This is a genomic window from Aquimarina gracilis (assembly GCF_035285365.1).
Taxonomy (GTDB): Bacteria; Bacteroidota; Bacteroidia; order Flavobacteriales; family Flavobacteriaceae; genus Aquimarina; species Aquimarina gracilis.
The window spans coordinates 408711-431751 of sequence record NZ_JAYKLX010000001.1; the positions used below are offsets into that span (position 1 = coordinate 408711).

The window sequence follows — 23041 nt, forward strand, 5'->3', positions numbered from 1 at the left end:
ATACCAAAAAACATTCATTATTGCGATCCAAAATATAAACTTCTGTTAAGCGTTTCCTAAAAAAACAAGGTGAAAGTATTTTTTATTACTAAATTCGCCACACGTTATATAACCGAATACATTTATATGAGCACATTCAACTTTACCAAGTGGAATAAAATATTGGGATGGACCGTTTTTGCAATTGCCCTTTGTGTTTACTCGATGACCGTTGAGCCTACAGCAAGTTTTTGGGATGCAGGTGAATACATAGCAACATCTTCAAAATTACAAGTTGGCCACCCCCCGGGAGCTCCCCTATTTCAAATGATAGGGGCATTCGCCTCAATTTTTGCTTCAGACCCCACTCAAATAGCACTTATGGTTAATATGACCTCTGCGTTTGCAAGTGCTTTTGCTATATTATTTATGTTTTGGTCGATTACGATCCTGGTAAAAAAACTTATAGTAAAGGACGAAGAGTTTACTCAGAGTAAAGCCATGGCCGTTCTCGGTAGTGGGCTAGTTGGATCGTTGGCTTTTACATTCACCGATAGTTTTTGGTTTAATGCTGTCGAAGCAGAAGTATATGCCATGGCCATTTGCATTTTATCGGTACTTTTTTATTTAGGCCTGCTTTGGGAACGAGATATGCACAAGCCACGAGGAAACAAATGGCTTATTTTGATTTCGTTTATCGTTGGACTATCGTTTGGAGTTCACTTTATGGGATTATTGTCAATTCCGGCTATTGGACTGTTGTATTATTTTAAGAATTACAAAGAAATTACTGTAAAAAACTTTATTATCGCCAATGTGGTCGTAGTAGCTATATTGTTGTTTATTTTTAAACTTCTTTTACCATCAACACTTAAATTTTTTGGTGCAGCCGAAGTATTTTTTGTAAACTCAATTGGGCTTCCGTTCAATTCTGGAACTATAATTGCTGCACTAATTATCATTGCAGCTTTCTATTCTCTAATTCGATACACTCGCAAAAAAGATTATGTGCAATTAAACACATTATTATTATGTATAGTCTTTATTTTGGTTGGATTTTCAAGCTGGGTAATGTTGCCCATTAGAGCTAATGCAGGTACTGTAATTAACGAAAACAACCCCAATAACGCAAGAGAGTTATTGGCATATTATAATCTTGAACAGTATCCTGAAACCCATCTTTTTTACGGACCTCAATTTACCGAAATCTATGCTGGTCTAGATCAGGACAACCCCTATGAGGATGATAAGCCCAAATATGAGAAAGATCTTAAAACCGGGAAATATGTTATTGTGAATGATTGGAAAAATGCAAAACAAAATCTGGATGATGCTCATAAAGCTATTTTACCAAGAATGTGGAGCACCGAACATATTGCCAACTATATGGAGTTTACCGGACCAATAAAATTTACCATAAAGCCAGAATATCAAGGTGAAGAAGAATTACTTAATGCCGTAACACAGTTTAGAAGAGACTATGCAAGTGGTAAACTAGATAATGACGACTATAATAAGTTTTTACAATCCTTTGGTAATTATATCAACGTCGAAAAACCTTCATTTTTGGACAATATCTATTACATGTTCGATTATCAAATGGGTTATATGTATTGGCGTTACTTTATGTGGAATTTTGTTGGGAGACAAGATGACAATCAAGGTAACCTTACTGATCTAGAAGGCAACTGGTTAAGCGGTATTAAATTTATTGACGAAATGCGGTTAGGGTCTCAAGATAACCTTCCAAGTGATGCCTTAAAAAACAAAGCGCGCAACACTTATTATTTTCTACCTCTTTTATTAGGTCTTATTGGATTTGTATTCATGCTTCAACGAGATAAGAAGAATTTCTGGGTATTATTTATCTTTTTCCTTTTTACGGGATTAGCCCTAAAAGTGTATCTTAATGAAAGACCCTTTGAACCTCGAGAACGTGATTATGCCCTAGTTGGATCTTTTTATGTTTTTGCTATGTGGATTGGTTTTGGGGTATATGCCTTATTCGATTTATTAAAAGGATACTTAAAACCAAAACTATTAGCTCCCATAGTTACAGCAGTTTGTTTATTGGCTGTTCCTGTGCTATTGGCAGCACAAAATTGGGACGACCATGATCGTTCTGATCGTTATACTGCCCAAGCAATGGCAAAAATGTATTTACAATCCTGCCAGAAAGATGCCATTCTTTTTACCATAGGAGATAATGATACTTTTGCTCTTTGGTATGCACAAGAAATTGAAGGCTATAGAACAGATGTACGTACCGTAAACACAAGTCTGTTCGCCACAGATTGGTATATTGACCAAATGAAAGCAGCAGCTTATGAAGGTAAACCTATACCTTCACAGTTAACGCATGATTTCTATAAATGGGGAAATAATGATGCTATTTACTATAAACCAGTAACCAATGATACCATGCTCATTAAAAACTGGATGAGATGGATAGAAACAGACGACCCAAGAACCAAAGGAGATTTACAAAGTGGTAAAAAAGTAAACACTTTCCCTACCAAACATATACGAATACCAGTAAACAAAGAAGCTGTACTTAAAAATGGTATTGTATCTCAAGAAGATGCCGATCTTATAGTACCCTATATCGATATTCATCTTAAGGGTGATTTATTGTTTAAAAACCGACTTTTGATGCTAGATATTATTGCCAATAACAATTGGGAAAGACCAATATATTTTACTGGCGGAAGTTACGGTGATGATGATTTCTTATGGATGAAGGATTATTTACAACTTGATGGTGTCACTTATAAACTAGTACCTATTCGAACCAAAATGAATCCTAGAAACCCTTACGAAATGGGTAGGATCGATACCGATTTGATGTATAAAAATGTTACTAGTTGGGATTGGGGTAACAGCAATAGTCCTAATATCTATCATGACCCAGAGACTAGAAAAAATGCAATTACCTATCGAAGCAACCTTGCCCGATTGGTTGAAGCATTAATCGCAGAAGGCAAAAAAGACAGAGCCAAAGAGATAATCGATCTTGCTATGGACAAAATGCCTATAGAGTATTATGAATATTATACCTTACTAGAACCCTATGTTACAGGATACTATGAGGTTGGCGAAAAACAAAAAGCACGTGATCTTTGGAACAAAATTGCCAAAAAGTATCAGGAAAAACTTACATATTTTGGTAGCCTCGAACTTAAGGAACAATATCGCTATGCCGAAGAGATAGTAACCAATGTAGAACGCTACCGCAGTGTAGTAGACCTATTGTTAATCAATCAAGATCGTGAACTCATCGAAGAAAAAGCAGATGAATTTAATAGGTATATAGGCTTGTTTACACGATTGTATTCTGCCGATGAAGGATATAATGAAGAAGAAATTCGAAAACAGGAAGAAGAACTAATCAGAGAACTTCAAAACGAAGTCGATGCTAAACAAGATACATTAAAAGGAATTTCACAGGAAGATAGTATATCACAATAATAACAAAGTGAGTCTAATTAGGCTCACTTTTTTTATTTTTGCTTGTGGCTAAATTTATTCCGTATAAAACTCCAAAAATCTTAAAACAGTTTTTCAACACATATCTTTGGGATATTGATGTTGAGAATCAGAAAAGAATATATCTAACCTTTGATGATGGCCCTATACCAGAGGTAACCGAATTTGTCTTAAAAGAACTTGCACAATACAATGCCAAGGCAACATTTTTTTGCATAGGTGATAATATCCAAAAACATCCAAATATCTTTAAAAAAATAGTATTGCATGGACATTCTATTGGAAATCACACAATGCATCATCTTAAGGCTTGGAAATGTGATGAAGATACTTATTTAGAAAATGTACACAAGTGTGATTCAATAATAAGGCAACACCACATAAATAACTGCGCAACCAAGCTCTTCAGACCACCTTATGGTCAAATTAGTCTGTCAAAGTTCAAACTTCTGGAAAAACAGGGGTACAAAATTGTACTTTGGGATATTTTATCTAAAGATTGGGATAAAAAAATTAGCGAAGAAGATTGTTTACAAAATGTAATACAACACACCGAAAAAGGAAGTATTATAGTTTTTCATGACAGCATTAAAGCATCAAAAAAACTGTCATATTGTTTACCAAAGGTTCTGGACTATTTTACCAAAAAGGGGTTTATTTTTGATAAGATTGAAATCTAAAGGTATTCCTTCATGAGCCCAATCAAGGTATTGGCATCTTGCTCTCCACTTTGCCTCCATACCATTTCACCCTCTTTATAGATCATCAAAGTAGGCAGACCTTTAATTCTTAAGGCTGTCGCCAGCTCTTCATTTTTATCTACATCGATCTTTATTACCTTTCCTTTATCGCCTATGGCGGCTGCCACATCCTTTAAAACTGGATGCATAGCAACAGAAGGTTCATTCCATTCGGTATAAAAATCCAACAAAACGGGAACATTAATACCTATTATATCTCCAAACTTTGACATTGTTCAAAAACTTTTATGTTTTAGGCTTTTTGATAATATATAAGCCTCTAAACCTTTGTAAATATAACACTTTCTGTGAACTAAGTTGGTTTTTCACCTTTTCTCAATTCTATAACCGTAATCTCTGGCCATATTCCTACTCTTCCGGGAAATGCATGAAAGCCAAATCCTCGATTTACATTAAGATAACGTCCCATTTCAGAATACATCCCTGCCCACTGTTTATACACATACTGCACCGGGCTCCATCTCATAAATCCTGGTATCTCAATACCGAACTGAAAACCATGAGTGTGCCCGCTTAGTGTGAGATGAAAATGATCATCATGTTTTTTAACCTCATGTTCCCAATGTGACGGATCGTGACTCAACAAAATTTTAAAATCTTCCTTGTTCACACCCTTCGTCGCTTTTGTCAAATCGCCAGCTTTCTTAAAATTATGTCCCCAGTTCTCGACTCCAATTACAGCAATCCTCTCTCCTTCCTTTTCTATATATCTATTATCATTAAGTAACAGATTAAAATCAATTTTATTATGAATGTCCTTTATTGCCTGAAAATTGGCTTCTTTGGCTTCCTGGCTTTCCCAAGTTACATATTCTCCATAATCATGATTTCCTAACACCGAATATTTTCCATATTGTGGTGTTTTAATTCGCTTAAAGGTATCAATCCAATCATCCATTTCTTTGGCCATGGTGTTTACGATATCCCCTGTAAAAAGTAAAAGATCGGTATTCTGCTCATTAATAAGATCTACGGCATACTCTATTTTTGCAGGATCATCAAAACTACCAGAATGAATATCAGAAATTTGTGTTACCCGAAAACCGTCAAACGCGCTGGGAAGATCATTAAAATGCAACACATGATGAATGACTTTGAAATTATACTTCCCTCTAAATATCCCATGCAATAATCCAGCAAACGGTATAGCAGCAACACCTAAAGCTATTTGGCTAATAAATTTTCTTCGATCCGGCAAATACTGGGTTGCAGTTCCTTCAAAAAAAGTATTGGTCAAATATGTATATCCCGCAACGCATACTCTTATAATATCTTCTCCAAACATAAATAAAACAAGAATCAACTTTGGAACCAAGGTAAGCAAGAGCATTCCACTTGCTCTCAAAGTATATTTTGTAGGACCAACACTTCGGTCATAATTTGAAAAGGTATAAATTACATATCCTAGAATCGATATTGAAACAAGTAAATATACAATATGAATAATTTGATTTTTGGAAATTGTTTTTACAGCTTGAAAAGCATAAAGCTCAAGCAATAAGTATAAAACTATTGGTATTAACCAGCGCATAATTCTTTCTAATTCGTTAACATAACAAAACTATCTCTCCTTTTTAATTTGTCGTTATTTTTAAGTAAAAATTAACGATATAATAATTTAAAGTATAAAAAGGGTTAAAAATGGCACCTTATAAAATCATAAATCTTATTGATTTTTTTTAGAAGTATGATTTTTATTTGTAACTTCGGACAATATTTAATAGTGATTTTAAGTTTCTTTAATAAAGACAGTTCATATAGATAAACAATTACAATCATATTTATAGCAGTTGATACATTGTTATCAATTTTATTTTGGGGCGAAATGCCGTCAGTTCTTGGCGGCATTTCTTTTTTGCATTAATTAATAAGTTTTCATATTTAATTCAGTAATCTTCTTTTTATATTGCATCTCTAAAATTTTACTCATATCATGTCACAAAAACGTCTTTTTCTTCTGGATGCATTCGCCTTAATTTTTCGAGGATATTACGCGCTTATCAAAAATCCCCGAATCAACTCTAAAGGCCAGGACACCTCTGCTATTATGGGGTTTGTAAATTCTCTTTTTGATGTGATAAAAAGAGAAAAACCAGATCATCTTGCGGTAGCATTTGACAAAGAAGGAAGTAAAGATCGTTTAGAAATATTCCCAGAGTATAAGGCCAATAGAGACGAAACTCCTGAAGCCATAAAAATTGCTGTCCCTATAATTCAAGAAATCCTGAAAGCCATGCACATTCCCATAATAGAACAAGCAGGTGTCGAGGCCGACGATTTAATAGGCACCATTGCAAAACAGGCAGAAAAAGAAGGCTATCAAACCTATATGGTTACTCCAGATAAAGATTATGCGCAATTAGTTTCAGAAAACATATTTATGTATCGTCCTGCTCGAATGGGTAATGGTATCGAAATTTGGGGAATCCCAGAAGTGCAAAAAAGGTTTGAAGTACAAAAACCAGAACAAGTTATTGATTATTTGGGTATGATGGGAGATGCAGTAGATAACATCCCCGGTTTGCCTGGTGTGGGGGATAAAACAGCCAAAAAGTTTATTGCTGCATATGGTTCTATGGAAGGACTTTTGGCAAATACCAATGAGTTAAAAGGTAAAATGAAAGAAAAAGTTGAGGCAAATGCCGAGTTAGGGCTTCTTTCAAAAAAACTGGCTACTATAATTACCGATTGCGATGTTACGTTTGATGCCAAGGACTATGAGCTTTCTGAACCAGATGCCAAAAAAGTACAAGAGATATTCGAAGAATTGGAGTTTAGAAGGCTAAAAGATCAATTTATAAAAATTTTCTCTGGAGAAGAAACTACAGTTTCAACAGAAAACAATACCAAGCCAAAAAAGAAAGCTACTCAGGCTGGTGCCGGGCAATTCTCGTTATTTGGCGATGCCGAAGACACCTCGGGAGAATCAACCTCCTACTCTAACAGAAAGACCATTTCAAACACCGAACATTTTTATCAAAGCATCACTCCCGGAATGGCCATGAAGCTATTTCTACAAAACCTTTTGAAACAGGAAAATGTATGTTTTGATACTGAAACCACAGGACTAGATCCACTTACTGCAGAATTGGTAGGTATTGCTTTTTCTTGGGAAGCAACCAAAGGATTTTATATCCCATTTCCCGAAGATAAATCTGAAGCACAAGAGTTAATCGAACAAGTACGCCCATTTTTTGAAGCAGAGCATATTTCTAAAATCGGACAGAACTTAAAATACGACATCAAAGTATTAGCAAAATACGATGTTGAAGTAAAAGGAGCATTGTTTGATACCATGTTGGCCCATTATCTTATCAATCCCGATATGCGACACAATATGGATGTGCTTTCTGAAACCTACCTTAATTATACACCCGTTTCGATTACAGAACTTATTGGTAAAAAAGGAAAAAATCAGTTATCCTTCAGGCAAGTACCTTTGGATCAACAAACAGAATATGCTGTTGAAGACGCTGATATTACTTTTCAGTTAAAAGAACATTTTGCACCCGAGCTTAAAGAAGCCAAAACAGTTTCTTTGTTTGAAGATATTGAAATCCCTCTTTTACGTGTACTGGCCGACATGGAAATTGAAGGGATTAATCTAGACAAAGAGTTTTTAGAGACACTTTCAAAAGAACTTGATGAAGATATTAAGACCTTAGAAAGCAAAATTTATACGGCTGCCGGAGAAGAATTTAATATCGCTTCTCCAAAACAACTAGGAGTTATCCTTTTTGAAAAAATGAAACTGGTAGATAAACCAAAGAAAACCAAAACAGGGCAATATTCTACCGCAGAAGATGTCTTATCCTATCTTGCAAAAGACCATGAAATTATCAGAAATATTCTAGAATTTCGAGGTTTATCAAAACTAAAAAGCACCTATGTAGATGCTTTACCAAATCAGGTTAATGAAAGTACCGGAAGAGTACATACCGATTATATGCAAACGGTTGCTGCAACAGGAAGATTAAGTTCAAACAACCCTAACTTGCAAAACATCCCAATTAGAACAGAAAGAGGACGACAAGTAAGAAAAGCCTTTGTACCAAGAAATGAAGAGTATACTTTATTGGCTGCAGATTATTCGCAGATTGAATTACGCATTATTGCCGCCCTGAGCCAAGAAGAAACTATGATCGAGGCGTTTAAAAATGGTGAAGACATTCATGCTTCTACAGCTGCAAAAGTTTTTGATGTGCCAATCGCTGAAGTAAGTCGAGAACAACGTAGTAATGCCAAAACGGTAAACTTTGGTATTATTTATGGCGTTTCGGCATTTGGATTAAGTAATCAAACCAGCCTTTCGCGTAGTGAAGCCAAGGAACTGATCGATACCTACTACAAAACCTATCCAAAATTGCGTAATTATATGAGTGAGCAAGTAGACTTTGCTCGAGAAAACGGTTATGTACAAACGGTATTAGGAAGACGTCGATACTTAAAAGATATCAATTCTGCCAATGCTGTGGTGCGCGGTGCTGCCGAACGTAATGCTGTAAATGCGCCAATCCAGGGAAGTGCTGCAGATATTATTAAGATTGCAATGATTAATATTCATAAAAAGCTAAAAGAAGGGAATTACAAGACCAAAATGCTTTTACAAGTACATGATGAATTGGTGTTTGATGTCTTCAAGCCAGAACTCGAAGACATCAAAACACTCATCAAGACTGAAATGGAAAATGCTTATGAGCTTACAGTACCTTTGGATGTGGATCTTGGACTAGGCGATAATTGGTTGGAAGCACATTAAGATTCTATCATTTCATAATGTCTTTTAACTCTACAGCTTCCCAACCTGGATTGTAGGCAATTAAATTTTCGAAAACAGCAATGTGACTTGCTCCCATTAGCACCATTATTCGTTCGTCATCAGAATCAGTATATTTTTGCATGATACCATACGAATAGATATTGCGTTTTACCCATTCTGAGCCTAAAAATGCTCCTACATGATCCTCAACACCCCCAGCTTGGGTAGCTTTGTTTAAATACCATCCTAAATCAAATTTTCTTCGCTCTTTATCATTTAAATAGTATAGAATATCCTTAAGCGGCGTTTTATTGTAAACAAGTTCGTTATATTCTTTTTCAAAATTTTTAATATCATTTTCGAATTCTGAAATTAAATTCTCCTGCTTCGATACTTTCATTATTTTCATTAAACTATCATACGGAAAAGAAGTTTCTCTATAATCTATACCGTACACTTTGTTATGATCTAGTTTTTTGGCCACCTTAAACCCAAGCTGAACAATCTCATTTCTGCTTTTCTTGCCCCAGTCTGATGTTTTATATAAATTATAAATAGAATCAAGTTTGGGTTGATATGCTATAGTTCTTTCAACAAAAACTTTGGTCGGGTTAAATTCAACAATTTTAGCAATGATTTCGGTAAGTTCACTTTGATATTGATTAGACAATATATCGATTTCATCTGCTTGAGCTACATCAAGATCTGCTTTTTGATAATTATCCCAATGTGATGTCCCTATTAATAAGACCTGCACTTTTCCCGATTTTTTATTCTCTTGGTTAATTTGATTTTCGGCCTCATTTGTAGATTGCGCATTACAAGATGTAATTATGATAACTAGAATTAATAATAATTTTCTCATTGTATATATTTTTATGTTTTATGGAGTTCAAATATATTTAGCATCGCAACCTTAAATTTTCCTTTTATAGCAAACGGCATAATTATCAAATGAACTAGCGATTGTACCGTATAATATTTTTTGTTGTACCAAAAAGGGTATTGATCCATAGAAAAATGGTGTTTGTCCTAATCATCACAATCAATACTTAAAAAAAATAACTTTGCAGTATGTATCTTAAAAAAGAGTGGAAATATCATTTAATTCTTGCCTTAATTCTGATAGGTTTGGATTTTTTTAAAATATTGAATAGCGATGAATTCAAGTTGCTTAAAAATCTTGATGCTATGTATTTATGCCTCAAATCCACATTTTTTATCTCAAGTATTGCCGTATATTTTATTAATTTCAAAATCGTTTGCCCTAGATTTCTTAAAAAAAGCTATCTATCATGGTTTATTATCTCTTCACTAGGCTTGGTTCTAATTTTTGCAGCTATTCGATATACGCTTGAAGAAGTGATTGTTTTTGAAATCACAGGCCAGCATAATTATTTTGAAGAGACGAGAAGGTTTTGGTATTACGTTATTGACAATTCTTATTTTGCTTTACCTCCTATTTTATACAGCACTATGGTGTATCTGGTTTTAAAACTTATCGAAGATAAAGACCTAAACAAAGCAGAACTTGATTTACTCAAATCACAAATAAGTCCTCATTTTTTATTTAATACATTGAATGCTTTTTATGTTGAACTTATAGATGACAAACCTAAAGTTGCAAAGGATGTACATAAGCTATCAGAGCTATTACGATATGTAACTTATGACTCGAAACAAGATTTTGTTCCCTTACAAAGGGAAATAGATTTCTTGAACGATTATATGCATTTTTTCAATAAACGATTTGAAGAAGAACTATCCCTCGATTTTTCGATAGACGGAAGCATTCAAAATCAACAAATACCCTCTCTTGTATTAATTCATTTTGTAGAAAATCTATTTAAACATGGTGTAGTAAATGACAAGAAAAATCCGGCTAAAATAAATATTACCATAACTAATGATAAACTGGAATTAGAAACTAGCAATGCAATTTTGTCATCTGAAAAATATATGGACTCGGGTATCGGAACACAAAATGTAAAAAGAAGATTAACTGCAATTTTTAATACAAACTATGATTTAAACTATAGCACCAAAGGAAATAACTTTTATACTTATCTAAAAATTCCAATATGAGCAAACGTATTAGATGTGTTATTGTAGACGATGAACCCCCTGCAATACGCCTTTTAAAAAAATATATTGAAAAAGTATCATTTCTGGAATTGGCAGCAACCACTACAAACCCCTTGGAAGCGCTACAAATTTTGGAGAAAGAAAATATTGATTTGGTCTTTTTGGATATTCAAATGCCCAATTTAACAGGAATTCAGCTTTCTAAAATAATTAGAGAACGTATCAAAATAATCTTTACGACAGCATACCCGCAATTTGCTATAGAAAGCTATGATCTTAATGCTACGGATTATTTACTCAAACCTTTTGAATTTGAAAGGTTCTATAAGGCTGTAAAAAAAGTTGAGACCACAAAAAATGATATTGAAAAACAACATATTAGCAATGATTTTGTTTTCGTTAAAACAGATGGTAAAAACAACTTCGAGAAAGTAAAAATTGGTGATATATTATACATTGAAGGTTTAAAGAATTATGTTGCTTTACACTTAAAAAGCAATCAGATAATAACATACAATACCTTAAAAAGTATTAAAGAAAATTTACCCGTTACAGATTTTGTACAAATCCATAAATCATTCATTATTTCAATACATCATATTGAAAAAACAACCTCAACAACAATACAGATTAATAATAAAGAACTACCCGTTGGAGATACCTATAGAGCAGATTTATTTAAACTACTCAATGATTATAGGCTTTAGTTTTTTTCTTAATATTTTGTTAATTGCCTCATTTTGATTATTTTCGCTCGCCTACCTAAATCTAACCCGGTTTAACTATGAAAAGACTATTATGCTTATTAATAGCATTACCTGCTATTGCATTTTCTCAAAATTTAATACAAAACGGAAGTCTCGAATCATGGGACGATATGCTTCTCACTCCACTAAATTGGACCGTTGAAGGAAGCATTACCGAAGACAACACAGAATTTACTGATGGTACTTCTAGTGCTTTACTAGTAAATGGTACCACAACCCCAAAATTAATTGCCACCAACTACACCCTGGAAGTTGGAAAAACATATCAGTTAAGTTTTGACTACAAAGTAAAAACAGCAAATCCTTCTTTCGGGCAACAAGTAATTGGATATGCCTTCGGGGGTGCAGATTTTACTCCCAACACCAATGGCAATAGGATTCCGCAAAACTTTGACTGGGATACAGTAACAGCAGAACTCACCCCTACCCAAACCGAAAGCTGGTATCTCGAAATAAGTCTTTTTTCTTTTATAGGTGACGCTTTTGAAGTGTATATAGACAATATCCAGGTAGTAGAAACAGGAACTACAGCACAAAGAGATGCCTTGGTAGCTCTTTACAATGCAACCAACGGTGATGGTTGGACAAATTCCTGGGATATTAATGGAGATATGAGCACCTGGAATGGAGTTACTCTGGACGCTTTAGGGGAATTACAATCCCTAGATCTATTCAATAATAATCTAACAGGAGTAATCCCTCCCGAAATTGGAAATCTCACAGCCCTAGAAAGCCTTGATCTATCTCGAAATAATTTATATGCTGGGGTTCCTACAGAAGTTGCAAACTTAACCTTATTAAAAACCCTAAAGTTAAATCAAAACCAGCTAGACCAAGAAATATTTACAAAAATAATTTCACTTACCGCTCTGGAAGTACTGGATATAGATACAAACTTTTTTACTGGAAACATCCCTTCGGCTATTGGAAATTTGACAAATCTCACGCATCTTACTTTCAATGGTAATAATTTTTCGGGAAGCATCCCTATTGAAATAGGTAATTTGACCAATTTAGGCATCCTTAATGCAAGTTACAGCAACCTAAATGGTACGATCCCAAGCCAAATAGGTAATCTCACGAATTTAACTAATCTTCAGCTTCAAGGAAATCAATTGAACGGAACAATCCCCACCGAAGTTGGAAATTTGAATGCTCTAGAAATATTGTTTTTAGACAATAACCAATTATCAGGCACTGTTCCAGCAGGTATTAAAAACATATCAAGCTTAAAATTCTTCTCAATCTTCAACAATAACTTCGTATTCGAAGATTTTGAAAATGACTTCACCGCACTAAGTGGTTTAGATGGTTTTAGCTACTCTCCACAAGCAAATGTGGACATTACCGAAGCTATAGAAGCAACTGTAGGAGGTGACTTGACATTATCGGTTACCGGGACTCAAAGCCCTAATAACGCATACCAATGGTACAAAGATGGACAATTTCTTAGTAGTGCAACAAGTGCATCCCTAGTATTATCAAATATTAGCAATTCAGACTTTGGAGCCTACCATTGTGAAGTTACCAATACAAATGTCTCTGGCCTAACATTGCAAAAAAATACAGTAACGGTAATCAACCCAATCCCGCAAACAGAAAAAGACGCTTTAATAGCTTTATATAATGCTACCAGTGGAGTAAACTGGACAAACACCTGGGATATAAATGGTAATGCTGGTTCTTGGTACGGGGTTACTTTTAACTCTTCTGGTAATGTATCAAGGATAGACTTAAGAAGCAATAATCTTATAGGCACACTACCGCCAGAAATAGGAAACCTGCCTTTTCTTGAGTATCTAAATCTAAATAATAATGGACTTACGGGCTCATTGCCTCTTGAGATTGGTAACCTAAGTAATCTTGAAGAATTAAACCTTGGCACAAATCAAATTAGCGGTAGCATCCCACCAGAAATAGGAAACTTACCAAGTCTAATAGTGCTTAATTTTTATTTGAATCAATTCTCGGGAGAAATCCCTGCAGAGATGGGTAATCTTTTCAGTTTGCAAGATCTCAATTTAAGTTCTAATCAATTAACTGGTGGGATTCCAGTCGAATTTGAAAATTTAACTAACCTAATTCAAATGGAGTTAAATCAAAATCAATTATCAGGTACAATTGATCCTCTTATGGGGTTAACCAACCTAAAGTTCTTAGATCTAAGAATTAACAATTTCACTGGAGAAATCCCTGTAACGATAGGTAACCTATCGCAATTAATTACCATAGAACTATTCGGTAATCAATTTTCTGGCAACCTTCCTGCCGAGTTATTTACCCTATTCAATTTAGAATTTCTAGGACTTTCCAATAATTCTTTTTCTGGTGAGATCCCTACTGGACTTTCCAATCTTAGCAGTATACAATCATTTAATATTAGCTACAACCAATTATCTGGAACCATTCCATCCGAAATTGGCAGCTTGTCTCAATTGAATTCACTATCTATAAATAATAATAATTTCGACGGACCACTTCCATCGGATATTAAAAACTTACCGAACCTCAATAGTTTGTTTATACAAAATAATAATTTCGTATTTGAGGATTTCGAAAATGATTTTACCAGCTACAACACTTTAGCCTCTTTTGTTTATTCTCCACAGGCTACTATTGATACTCAAGAAACGATAGAAACCACTTTAGGAGAGAATGTAACTCTTACTGTAAACGCAACTCAAAGTCTAAACAACACCTACCAATGGAGAAAAGATGGTATTGAACTTTTAGGAGAAACAGGTGCATCACTAGTTTTGCCAAACATTTCAAATACCGACCTAGGGTTATATGATTGTATTATTACCAATCCTAATGTTCCTGGTCTTACTTTGTATAAAAACACTATAAATATTATTAATCCAATCCCGCAAGCAGAAAAGGATGCTTTAATCGCCTTTTACAATGCTACCGGCGGGCCTAATTGGACAAACACCTGGGATCTAAATAGCAGTGCCAGTTCATGGTATGGGATTACTTATAATACAGATGGTCGTGTTAGCGCAATAGATCTGCGGGACAATAATTTAACTGGATCACTACCACGAGAAATAGGAGATTTTTCTGAGTTAGAAACATTATTTCTTCTGGTTAATCAGCTTGAGGGTCCAATTCCTCAAGAAATTGGAAACCTAACCAAGCTAAAAAGATTATCTTTTAGTTCTAATCAGCTAACAGGAGAAATCCCTATTGAAGTAGGGAGAATGACGAGTTTAGAAAGGTTTTTTGTTAATGACAATCAATTATCGGGTATAATTCTAACCGAATTTGGGAATCTTACCAATTTAGAAGCTTTGTCCTTAACAGGTAATCAATTTTTTGGTAACATTCCTGTAGAAATTGGGAACCTTACTAACCTTACGTTTTTAAATTTATCCAAAAACCAGTTAGTAGGAGAAATCCCCGCTGAAATAGGAAACCTGAATCTCCTGGATCAATTGTACCTATACGACAATCAATTAGAAGGATCGATACCTGTAGAAATTGCTAATCTAACGAATTTAAGAAGCCTTTATCTTAATCAAAACCAATTATATGGTCCTATTCCAACCGGAATTAAAGATATTGCATCGTTGCAAGTATTCTTTATTTCTGACAATAAGTTTGTCTTCGAAGATTTCGAAAATGATTTCACTTCTTATAGTGTTTTAAACTCATTTAATTATGCCCCTCAGGCCAATGTAGATGAACAAGTATCTATTGATCTTGTCGAAGGAGGAGATGTAACATTTACAATCCTGGGAACCCAAAGTCCTAATAACAGTTATCAATGGAGGAAAAACGGTGAAGATCTATTTGGAGAAACCAATGCAACTTTATCGCTTACCAATACTTCTACTAATGATTTAGGGACTTACGATTGTCTTATTACCAATAGTAATGTACCCGGACTTACCATAGAAAAAAATGAAGTTGAAATCACGACAAGTGCTCTAAGAGTACAAAAAGAGGCATTAATAGCTTTATACAATGCTACCGATGGGCCTAACTGGACAGACAGTTGGGATATAGATCAAGATATGAGTACGTGGTTTGGAGTTACTCTTGATGCTTCAAAAAATGTTACGAACCTATCTTTGGTAGGTAATAAGCTGAACGGAATTTTACCTTCACAACTGGGTGATCTAAGTTTTCTGAATGAACTCTCTCTTTCTTCCAATCAATTATCAGGAGAAGTGCCTGTTGAGATTGGTAACCTGACCAATTTGGTTGTTTTAGATGCATTTAACAATCAGTTATCCGGAAGTATCCCTGTCGAAATCGGAAATCTTACTCAATTACAAAACGTTGATTTGGGAGAGAACCAATTCATGGGAGATATTCCTAATAGTATTGGCAACCTGATTCAATTACAATCGTTTTATGTCGATGGAAATAATTTATCAGGAAACTTACCTGTAGAAATTGGAAATTTAACACAACTACAGGTCCTATACTTATCTGGAAATTCTCTTACAGGTAGTATCCCTAGAGAAATAGGTAACTTATCGCAGCTGCAAGTATTTAAAGCAGATGATAATGACTTTACAGGTGAAATTCCGGTAGAGATTGGCAATATGACTTCACTTTCCAATTTGGAGTTATCTTTCAATCAACTTTCAGGAACAATACCTTCGGTATTAGGAAGTTTAACAAATCTGTATCTTTTAGAAATCAATGGTAACCAACTTGAAGGTGATATACCGATTGAATTAGGAAACCTTACAAACTTGCAAACTTTAGTATTGTATCAAAATCAATTATCGGGTAACATTCCGGTAGAACTAGGAAACTTAACGGAGTTAAGAACACTTAGCCTGGCAAATAACGAATTAGCTGGTGCTGTTCCTTCTCAATTGGGTAACTTAACAAAGTTAGAAGGACTTATCCTCCATGGTAATGCATTATCAGGACAAATTCCTTCGGTAATAAAAGACATTACCACACTTTCTGCCATATCTATAGAGAATAATCAATTTGTTTTTGATGATTTTGAAAGTGATTTTGCAGAATTAATTGCAAAAGGTCTTTCCTATGAACCTCAAGGATTACTTGATACCATCGAAACACTTACTGTAGTTGAAGAAGAAAACATTACTCTATCTGTAAATGCAACTTCTAGTCCAAATAACAGTTATCAATGGCAAAAGAATGGAATCGATATTTTTGGTGCGAACTCCAAAGATTTCACCATTACAGGAGCAACTTTTGATGACGCGGCACACTATTCTTGTATAGTTACAAATTCTGTTATCCCAAATTTAACTTTAATACGCAATACAATAACTCTAGAGGTTACTATTCGTGATGCCGATAGTGACGGCGTTGCAGATGATATAGATCAATGTTCTAACACTCCAACAGGTGAAAGTGTAGATGCAAACGGATGTTCACCTAGCCAGTTGGATGATGATAATGACGGTATTACCAATGATTTGGATCAATGCCCAAATACTCCTGGAGGAGACGTCGTAGATACCAATGGTTGTTCACAAAATGAGTTAGATGATGATAATGACGGTATTGTTAATAGCCTTGATCAATGCTCAAATACTCCTTCTGGAGATATTGTAGATAGTAATGGTTGCTCTGCAACTCAATTGGTGGATATTGTTCCGGGTGACATTGAAATAGAAGTAATCAGCACCTCATGTAACAATAAAGCGAATGGAGAAATTAAGGTTTCATTCAAGAAAGATTATACTTACAAAGTCGAAGTAGTAGACGATAATCAAAATCCAATTAATTTTGATAATGTTAATGCTTCTCAAGAACTTATTATTCCCGGACTGAATATTGGAGTTTATTCGGTATGTGTAAGCATCCCTAATGAACCTCTTTTTGAGTCACAATGTTTTGAAGCCATTGTAGAAGCACCAGGCGATCTTAAAGTTGCAGAGAACAAAATAGGCAAGAAAACAGCCACGTATACAGTATCTGGAAGCAAATACTACAGTGTAAAAGTGAATTCTGAAAGTTATGAGTTTAATTTTGAAGACACTTCAGAAAGACAAATTAGTTTTGAGTTACAAAATGGATCAAATAATGTTGAAATAAAAACCGATAAAATTTGTCAAGGAAAGTTCAGTAAAATAATCACAACCGGAAAACTATTATTTTACCCGATTCCTGCAACAGATGAGTTGACTATTTCTGGATTAGACGAAACAGAAACCACTATTTCTGTCTCGAATCTTACTGGTTCAGTTGTTTTTTCTAAAACGATTACTAACAAAGATCAATATTCAATACCGATGCATAATGTTGCTGCTGGAATGTATATGATAACAATCATTAACTCAACCCAAACTATCAATACTAAAATATTCAAGAAATGAGAATTTTAAAATATATCCTTATAGCCCTAGTTGTCGTTCTTCAATCCTGTGGAGGAAGTGATGATGGCCCCGGACAAGAACTTGCACCAACAGAATTGGGAGCATTCGACTTAACTTTTCCAGATAATAACGAGATATGCTCTGAAGGTGTTGACATTTCTAATACTACAGTCGAAATTCCATTTCGATGGACAGCTTCAGAAAATGCAACTTCGTATACAATAGAAGTCACCGATACAGAAACTGGTAAAAAATATGAAGCTACTACCAGATCAACCTCTGGAGCGGTTATCCTTCCGAAAGGAACACCTTTTACCTGGAAAGTAACTGCTACAGCAAGTGATAAAACCAAAGACAGTAATGCCGAAAGGAATTTTTACTCTGAAGGAATTTCAACTTCAAATCACATTCCTTTTCCTGCTTTAATTACGCTTCAAGATAATAAAGACGGAACCATTAATATCTTGTGGGAAGGTTCTGATTTGGATAACGATATTGATATTTATGAAGTTTACATTCAAAATAATCAAACAGGAGAGGATCCAAAATTAATAAGCACTACCAAAGAAGACAATATTTCTAACGTAGTGATCGACTATGGCACCGAATATTCGCTTGAAGTAATCACCAAGGATTTAAATGGGAATAGCTCTAGCAGTAAAAAAACTTTTAAGTTCAGAAGTTAGGGTAAATGCATTAGAACAAAAAATGCCTTGTTATAGACAAGGCTTTTTTTATTTACAAATTCTTTTCCAGGATCATATCTTTATAAAAGTCATAGTAATTCAAAAAAGTAGGAATTACGGGTCCGTTGAATGGATTTGGACCATTAAACAAAACACAAATCCCTATTTTATTCTCGGGGTCTATCATTAACTGGGTTTTGTATTGATTTACGTTTCCACCGTGATAAACAATTCTTCTTCCGCTATAATCCAAAACTCGCCATCCCAACGCATAATAAGAATCGGTTACCCCATCCCATAGGTTTACATATGTGTCTTCATCACTGGTACAAATTACAGGGTTAAAAATATCAGTTAGACGTTCTTTGGATATCACATCTGGTCTATACCCCAAAAGCACTTTAAGATACTCTCCCATATCAGAAATCGATGCGTTAATACCACCCGCTGCTGCTACATTATAATAATTCTTATGAAGCTTATCTAATTTATATTTCTTGGAATAGTGATTATACGAATGAGGGAATGCTACATTGGTATTGCTCTTTATATCCTGATAAGTACTAGATGCGGTTTTCATTCCAGACGGATCAAAAACTCTTTCTTTCAATAATACACCAAAAGGTTTTCCAGTTTGGTTTTCCATTACTTTTTCGATTACCGAAAACATCGCATTTTGATATTCATAATCGACCCCTTCTCTGGCAACAACACCTTTTCTTTTAAAACTTCTAATAATTTGATCCAAAGACAACCCCTGCTGTATTAGTCTTGTATAGGTGTACGGATAAAGCCCGGTTGTATGAGACAACACATGATTTACCTTAAGCCTATCTGCCTGATCTCTATCTCTCAGGTCGAACGAAGAAACGGTTTCTTTAACATTTTGATCCCAGGACAATTCTTTATGATCAACCATGTTTCCGGCTAGAATTGCAGAAACCCCCTTGGACAGACTCGCAATTCTAAAGACTGTATTAACATCAACAGAATCGGTAGTATTTATCTCTTTAACCCCAAAGCCCTTTTTATAAATAACTGCAGAATCCTTAACGATTACCACAGCTGCTCCCGGGCACTCTGAAACATTAAAATTGGTAGCAAAGAACTTTTCATAATGATCCAAAAAGAAAGATAACGAGTCTACCTTTGAAACAATAGGCTTCTCCTCAACTACATTTTGGACTTTAGGTTTTGAAGTATTGCAAGACATGAATACCATGCCAATACAGAAAACATAAATATATCTCATATGATCACAAATCTAGGTGATCGCAAAATACATTATTAATTAAAAATGCAAAATACTTTTTAAAAAACTTACAGTACAAATCTATAAGTGGCCTTAATCAAAAATGTATTCTCTGGCTGCTGATCCAAAATTTGATTATTAAGACTGCGAAATAAATGCTCCCCAGGATCACCGCTACCCGTTACTCCCTGAGACCATACCAAAAATATTTCAGAACCAGGTATATATTCCCAACGTAATACAAGGTTGGAACGAAACTGTACAAATGCAAAATCCGGATTATCTATGGTGTAATCAACTATCCCGTTTCTATCTTCATCTACAGAGTATACATCATCTAAAAATGAAATTTGATCCTGATCATATAGAGTTACGCGCTCATTAAGATCTTCAGCAACGGGATTATTCACAAAATTGAAATCTTTATACCTTCCTCTGGAAATAAAGGGCTCACCATAATATTGTATCGTAAGGTTTGGGTTAATATTATAATTTAATCGAATACTAGCGCTCAAGGTTTGTTGGTCTATATTTGCAGTAATATATCTTGGTGTACCATTAAAATCAACCTCGGTAACATATTGTGTTTTGTTGGGGTTTTGTCTAAATTGTGGATTAAGAGATATACTTAATGCATTAATAGGCTGATAACGAAGTCGTACTACATATCTATTAAAAGAAAAATTATTTTGCTTCGCCCTTGAACCGTCGTATCCCAAAGTAAAATTGAATTTTTTCCTCCTGTCTGAACCAAAAAATAGAAAAGCAAAATTCTCTTCAGAAAAACGCCACCTTGGCCCTCCCTGCAAAATAGTATTCGAAAAAATCCTTGGTTTATGGCCAAAACCTGCCTCAGTCCACCAATTATTCATATAATTAATTTCGCCTCTGATAAAATATTGGATCCGGTTGTAGTTTCCATCAAAATCAAAAGTCGAGAATTGCTCTGCAAAAATATTAGCACGTCTATAAAACTTTGTTGGTTTCAAAAACAAGTATCTTACATTGGCAAATTGTCTTATTTCATCTGCTTGGCGCAAGAATCCTATATCGTTGAGTTCTAGCTCTGGCGATCTCCAGAAAATCCCTGCGTTATATCGCCATCGTCCACCTCCAGATTTTCCGCCGGTAATTTTTCCTCCTGTACCCGTAAGCGAAGTTCTATTTGGATCTACCTCCACATGTCCGGCATCAGGTCTTTGAAAATTGTGTGTAAGTTCTCGTTGAGTAGCTTCTATGGCTTCCTTTGATCCCTCGACATGGCTCAGCACCATATTCCCTTCAATATAGTATTTCCGGTCTTTCCAGTTATGCCTAAAATCAAGCCCCCCAGAATAGGCCGATTTGCGCAAAGCGTATAAATTATTTTCTCGCGTACCAACAAGTTCTGAGGTCTCGTCGGTATCGGGATTATCACTATCGATTTCAAAAGCATCTCCTAAATTGCGATTCGTAGCCGTAAAAATCCCTCCTATATATGTGTTACGTTCATTAAAGTCTTTTTGCGCTCTAGCTACAAAATAATTGGTCAAAGGCTCAACAACAGCTTCTCTTTCATTTCCGTCTTCATCTTGTATTTTCGCAATTTCTCGCTCTGTAACACTCTCTAAAATACCAATTGACCATCCATCTTTGGTTTTCCCGCTAAACTTTGCTGCTCCAAGCATAGTTGTATTGGTTGGTCTGTCTACGAATTCGCCATCTAATTCGGTGATAGACCCTTGAGGGCTTCTACCTATTCTACGAGAGTAAAACACATTATCTTGCCCATTGGCAAAACGATAATCAAATATGTTTTTGTTTTCTACAAAAAACGGGCGTTGTTCTCTGAAGAAAATTTGAAATCCGTCTAATGCTATCGCTGCAGGGTCGGCTTCAACCTGTCCAAAATCAGGATTAACGGTAAGATCCAAAGTCAAATCATTGGTAATTCCAATTTTTGCATCTAATCCCCCGTTTAGTTTAAATTCATCGCCATCTCTAAAGGGGTTTCCTTCTTCTTCGGGAAAGGTATCAAACTGAATCACTCCAAAAGGTTGAATTTCTAGTTGTTTTTGTGGTTCGATATCAATCAAACCATGTAGTTCTCCAAATTCACTCACCCATCCTGGAGCATCTTGCGGTATGCGCTGCCAAACCGATCGCTCTTCATTTCTAAAAAACCTTCGATTTACCTGAAGACCCCAAATTTGTTCTTTACTTTTCCCAAACTTAACTTGACTTAAAGGAATTTTAACCTCTGCCGTCCAACCTTCATCATCAATATTGGTAGCCGTATACCAAATAGGGTTCCAGCTTCCATCCCAATTATTACCGTTTCTAGAAATGAATTCGTCTCCCTTTACCCCAGCAGCAGTAATCGTAAATGAAAATCCAGTTCTTTTATCATGATACGTATCCAAGTTAATCTCTACCCAATCCCCTGCAAAACCATCTCTTCTAGACAATCTTTTTTCTATTTTATTAGGTTCATTATCATAACATCGATATGCTACATACAGATATTTTTGATCGTATACTATTTTAAATTTCGTTTGTTGTGAAGGCGGTGTATTTTCATCGGGTTCATTCTCGACAAAATCTCCGGTCCACTCAACAAGATTCCAACTAGCTTCATCTATAATACCATCTATAGTAGGCGCTTCGGCACCATTAAGTGGCTTTGTAGTATAAATTCGTTTTTTAACTACTGTAGCCGTTTTTGTGGAATCTTGCGCATTGATGCATAAAGGAATACATGAGAGTACCAGAAAATGGTATAACAGTTTCATGATGATTAGATGTTTAATGATTGATATATCTAAGATGACCCAAATTATTATTGTTTGTCACACTTTTTATGGTTTTTTAGTAAAAAATTAACAGCAAATACACATTTAACTTTAAAAAATGAACAATTTATAATGGCGTTTGGTAATCTATCTGAAAACCAAGGAATCATACTTTAAA

Annotated in this window: 12 protein-coding genes; 7 read left to right on the forward strand and 5 right to left on the reverse strand. The window is 35.0% G+C overall.

Annotated elements, in window-relative coordinates:
- Positions 1–126: 126 nt before the first annotated feature.
- Both U6A24_RS01695 and U6A24_RS01700 read left to right on the forward strand, forming a co-directional pair.
- Positions 127–3447: a glycosyltransferase family 117 protein gene (locus U6A24_RS01695; RefSeq protein ID WP_324178202.1), complete on the forward strand. Its 3321-nt coding sequence runs from the start codon at positions 127–129 to the stop codon at positions 3445–3447.
- A gap of 44 nt (positions 3448–3491) precedes the next feature.
- On the forward strand, positions 3492–4145 hold the full coding sequence (locus tag U6A24_RS01700) for a polysaccharide deacetylase family protein (protein ID WP_324178203.1): 654 nt from the start codon (positions 3492–3494) through the stop codon (positions 4143–4145).
- Here U6A24_RS01700 and U6A24_RS01705 read toward each other — a convergent pair.
- Entirely contained in the window at positions 4142–4438 is a 297-nt protein-coding gene (locus tag U6A24_RS01705) for a thioredoxin family protein (protein WP_324178204.1), read from the reverse strand. The genes U6A24_RS01700 and U6A24_RS01705 overlap by 4 nt on opposite strands.
- Before the next feature lie 80 nt (positions 4439–4518).
- Positions 4519–5757, reverse strand: a complete 1239-nt coding sequence (locus tag U6A24_RS01710; RefSeq protein WP_324178205.1) for a metallophosphoesterase — start codon at positions 5755–5757, stop codon at positions 4519–4521.
- 399 nt (positions 5758–6156) lie between these two features.
- Here U6A24_RS01710 and polA point away from each other — a divergent pair, with 399 nt between their 5' ends.
- Complete coding sequence (polA, locus tag U6A24_RS01715) at positions 6157–8985, forward strand: DNA polymerase I (protein WP_324178443.1); 2829 nt, start codon at positions 6157–6159, stop codon at positions 8983–8985.
- Between the two features lie 7 nt (positions 8986–8992).
- On the opposite strand, the gene U6A24_RS01720 is transcribed toward polA, so the two are convergent.
- Positions 8993–9850 carry a DUF5694 domain-containing protein gene (locus U6A24_RS01720; protein WP_324178206.1) on the reverse strand — a complete coding sequence of 286 codons (858 nt, stop codon included), beginning with the start codon at positions 9848–9850 and terminating at the stop codon, positions 8993–8995.
- A gap of 209 nt (positions 9851–10059) precedes the next feature.
- On the opposite strand from U6A24_RS01720, the gene U6A24_RS01725 reads away from it, so the two are divergent.
- The 4 genes from U6A24_RS01725 (at position 10060) to U6A24_RS01740 (ending at position 18840) form a co-directional block, all read left to right on the forward strand.
- Complete coding sequence (locus U6A24_RS01725; RefSeq protein ID WP_324178207.1) at positions 10060–11070, forward strand: sensor histidine kinase; 1011 nt, start codon at positions 10060–10062, stop codon at positions 11068–11070.
- Entirely contained in the window at positions 11067–11777 is a 711-nt protein-coding gene (locus tag U6A24_RS01730; protein ID WP_324178208.1) for a LytR/AlgR family response regulator transcription factor, read from the forward strand. Before U6A24_RS01725 ends, U6A24_RS01730 begins: the two co-directional genes overlap by 4 nt.
- Before the next feature lie 77 nt (positions 11778–11854).
- On the forward strand, positions 11855–18154 hold the full coding sequence (locus tag U6A24_RS01735; protein WP_324178209.1) for a leucine-rich repeat domain-containing protein: 6300 nt from the start codon (positions 11855–11857) through the stop codon (positions 18152–18154).
- On the forward strand, positions 18151–18840 hold the full coding sequence (locus U6A24_RS01740; RefSeq protein ID WP_324178210.1) for a hypothetical protein: 690 nt from the start codon (positions 18151–18153) through the stop codon (positions 18838–18840). The genes U6A24_RS01735 and U6A24_RS01740 overlap by 4 nt, the downstream gene beginning before the upstream one ends.
- 52 nt (positions 18841–18892) lie before the next feature.
- Here the strand turns inward: U6A24_RS01740 and U6A24_RS01745 are convergent, their stop codons facing one another.
- Positions 18893–20092, reverse strand: coding sequence for a serine hydrolase domain-containing protein (locus tag U6A24_RS01745; protein ID WP_324178211.1), 1200 nt, complete (start codon positions 20090–20092; stop codon positions 18893–18895).
- 68 nt (positions 20093–20160) lie between these two features.
- On the reverse strand, positions 20161–22863 hold the full coding sequence (locus U6A24_RS01750) for a DUF5916 domain-containing protein (RefSeq protein ID WP_324178212.1): 2703 nt from the start codon (positions 22861–22863) through the stop codon (positions 20161–20163).
- Positions 22864–23041: the final 178 nt, after the last annotated feature.